This is a genomic window from Micromonospora sp. NPDC047753 (assembly GCF_040642735.1).
GTDB lineage: Bacteria > Actinomycetota > Actinomycetes > Mycobacteriales > Micromonosporaceae > Micromonospora.
This window is the reverse complement of the sequence record NZ_JBEYSL010000672.1, coordinates 1-2977: the sequence shown is the minus strand read 5'-3', so window position 1 is coordinate 2977 and position 2977 is coordinate 1. Positions and strand designations below refer to the sequence as shown.

General features: G+C 72.5%; 4 protein-coding genes. 1 reads left to right on the top strand and 3 read right to left on the bottom strand.

Features of this window, described 5'->3' with window-relative positions; all coding sequences use genetic code 11:
• Window positions 1-22 precede the first annotated feature (22 nt).
• The 3 genes from ABZ749_RS32920 to ABZ749_RS32910 all read right to left on the bottom strand — a co-directional run bounded on the left by ABZ749_RS32920 (window position 23) and on the right by ABZ749_RS32910 (window position 2413).
• On the bottom strand, window positions 23-1216 hold the full coding sequence (locus tag ABZ749_RS32920; protein ID WP_357234780.1) for a hypothetical protein: 1194 nt from the start codon (window positions 1214-1216) through the stop codon (window positions 23-25).
• Window positions 1213-1761, bottom strand: a complete 549-nt coding sequence (locus tag ABZ749_RS32915) for a SigE family RNA polymerase sigma factor (protein ID WP_357234777.1) — start codon at window positions 1759-1761, stop codon at window positions 1213-1215. The genes ABZ749_RS32920 and ABZ749_RS32915 overlap by 4 nt, the downstream gene beginning before the upstream one ends.
• Before the next feature lie 70 nt (window positions 1762-1831).
• Window positions 1832-2413, bottom strand: a complete 582-nt coding sequence (locus tag ABZ749_RS32910) for a TetR family transcriptional regulator (RefSeq protein WP_357234774.1) — start codon at window positions 2411-2413, stop codon at window positions 1832-1834.
• A gap of 106 nt (window positions 2414-2519) precedes the next feature.
• On the opposite strand from ABZ749_RS32910, the gene ABZ749_RS32905 reads away from it, so the two are divergent.
• The coding region (locus ABZ749_RS32905) for an FAD-dependent oxidoreductase (RefSeq protein ID WP_357234772.1) at window positions 2520-2977 on the top strand (458 nt) is incomplete at its 3' end.

Below are 2977 nucleotides of genomic sequence, written 5' to 3'. Positions count from 1 at the left end.
CGTCGACCCGACGCGACCCTCGTCAGCTGGCCAGTGCGATCACGCCGCGCAGGTCGCGGACGATTCCGGTGATCTCGCCGGTCTCCGGGTGCCAGCGCGCCAGGGCGGCCGGTTCCAGACGGAGCAGCACCGCGCCCCTGTTGTCCCAGCCCAGCACCTCGCAGCAGCCCTTGGCGCGGTCCCGGCCCAGGTCGAGCAGGTGGAGCACGGCGCCGGTCCGCGCGTCCAGCACCGCCGCTCCCTCGGCGCCACTGATCTCGCCGCTGGTGATCCAGGCTGCCCGGGCCAGTCGCTCGCCGTGCAGCCAGCCCCGGCCGTAGAACTCGTTGACCTGGTAGGGCGACGGCAACGCCGAGGCGTTGATCGGCTGTTCGGAGCGGAGTTCACCCTCCCGGGCGGTCCGGCTGCGGAGCTTCAGGCTGGTCCCCTCGCCGTACATGTCAATCAACGGGGCCTCGCGGCCGGCGGCCGGGTCGGGCGCGATCAACTCCCAGGTCGAGACGTCGATCGTGCTGGCCGCCCCGGTGGCGCGGTCCACCGCGTACGTCCGGTCGTCGCCCCCGACCAGCACCCGGTCGTGCGCCCACACCACCTGCTCCAGGTAGCCGTCGAGCGGTATCCGGCGGACGGCCGCCGTGGTGAGATCGATCATGATCAGCTCTTTGGTCTGCGCGAACGCGGCCGACCGGCCGTCCGGCGACAGCACTCCCGGCTTGAGGGCCGCTGCCTCGTTGCCGCTCGCGTCCCGGGTGGGTGCCAGCGGCACCACGTCGAGGCTGCGCACCACGCCGTCGTTGCCGAGCACCCGGACCGGGCCGTCCTCGCGACCCTCCTCGTCAAGCGGCTGGAACAGTGCCAGTGCCCGCTGGACCGGTCGCTCAGAGAGCGGCACCGTCGCCGGGGCACCGAGCTTGGCCAACGGATCGGGCGGGTAGGTCAGCTCGGCGGGCGGTTTCTGCACCGGACCACCGTGGGTGGGATCGGCGGTCGGGGTCACCGTCGGGCCGACCGGTGGAACCGGCGCCGGATCGGCGGGCGGTCGCAGCGCCGCAACAGTGCCACCGCCGACAAGGAGCACGGCCAGCGCGACAACTCCGACGGCCCGCCGGTTACGCCGGGTACGCCGAGCCCGCTCCCATCCGGCGGCGGCCGGCTGGCTGGGGAGCACGTCCTCGACGCTGACGGTCAGCAGTTGGCGCAGTTCCTGCTCGTTCACGGGTTCACCTCCAAGCCGCTCGCCAGATCGGCCGAGCCCTGGCTCGGTGGGGCATCGCGGGCGAGGTCCGGGGCGACCTCGCGGAGTCGGCGCAGCGCCGCGTGGCACTGGCTCTTCACGGTGCCGACGGTCACCCCGAGCGCCTCGGCGGTGGCGACCTCGGTCAGGTCCTCGTAGTAGCGCAACACCAGCACGGCCCGCTGCCGTGGTGGCAGCAGGCCCAGCGCGTCGTGCATCGTCAGCCGTAACGCGCCGTCACGGTCGTGGGCCACCTGGTCCGGCGGTGCGGCGCTGAGCCATTCCCGCCGTCGGCGACGCCACCACGACACCGAGTCGCGGTAGAGGATGGCCCGCACGTACGCGGAGGGGTCGCCGTTGCGGACCGAGGACCAGCGCAGCGCCAGCTTCAGCAGCGCGTCCTGGAGGAGGTCCTCGGCCTGATGCTGGTTGCCGCAGATCAGGTAGGCCGCGCGGAGCAGCCGGTGCTGGTGATTCTCCACGAAGGCGAGGTAGCCGTCGCGTCCGTCGTCCTTCGGCGGCGCCATCCGCCCCCCTCCCGGCCGTCGCGCTGTACGCGTCAACTGGCAGACGCACGGGAGGTGGGAAAAGGTTGGGTCAGCCCGGTGGCGTTCCGGTCAGATAGCGCTGGAGCGTCGGCGCGATCCAGGAGACCAGGTCGTCCGGCGGGGTGTCCACCATGGGCGGCAGGTGGACGATGTACCGGGTGAAGGCGAGGCCGAGGATCTGACTGGCCACCAGGCCGGCCCGTCGGGCGGTCAGCGCCGGGTCGCCGCCGAACGTGGCCACGGCGGCGGTGAGCTGGTCGGCGAAGATGCCGCGCATGCGTTCGGCCGCGCCGGGGTTGGTGCTGGCGGCCCGCAGCAGCGCCACCAGGGTCTCGTCGCCCTCCCAGCGGGCGAGGAAGTGCCGGACCAGCACCTCACCGAGTCGGGCGGGTGGCACCGAGGTCAGGTCGGGCAGGCGTAGGTCGAACTCGGCCGCCGCCGCGAACAGCCCCTCCTTGCTGCCGTAGTAGCGCATCACCATCGAGGGGTCGATCTGGGCGTCCGCGGCGATGGCTCGGATCGTGGCGCGCTCGTAGCCGTCCGCCGCGAACCGTTCCCGGGCCGCTTGCAGGATCGCCGCCCTGGTGGTGTCGGAGCGTCGGGGCGGGGTCGACTGGGCGGACTGGGTCATGCCAACGACCGTAGGCCAACAAGTGTTGACACGCAATTAGGCGGGCCCTAGCGTTGCCAACAAGTGTTTGCCAACAAGTGTTGGCAACGGTCTTCTGGAGGTGGCCATGCTGCCCACGAGCACCGACGTCCTGGTGGTGGGCGCGGGCCCCACCGGTCTCGCCACCGCGTTGACGCTGGCAAGGCGCGGCGTCGAGGTGACAGTGCTGGACCGGTTGGCCGCGCCGCCGACGACCTCCCGCGCCGCCGTCGTGCACGCGTACACCCTGGAGGTGCTGGACCGGATCGACGCCGCGGCGCCGCTGATCGCCCAGGCGGTGCGGACGCCGCGCTTCACGGTGCGCGACCGGGACCGGGTGCTGCTGTCGGTGCCGTTCCACGAGTTGCCGTCCCGCTTCCCCTACGCGCTGCTGGTCTCCCAGGCGGTCACCGAGGCCGTGCTCAGCGAGAAGTTGGCTGAACGCGGTGTCCAGGTACGACGGCCGTGCCAGCTCACCGGGCTGAGCCGCGCCGGTGACGGCATGCTCGCGCAGGTCGACGGGGCGGCGCTGCGGGCCCGGTTCGT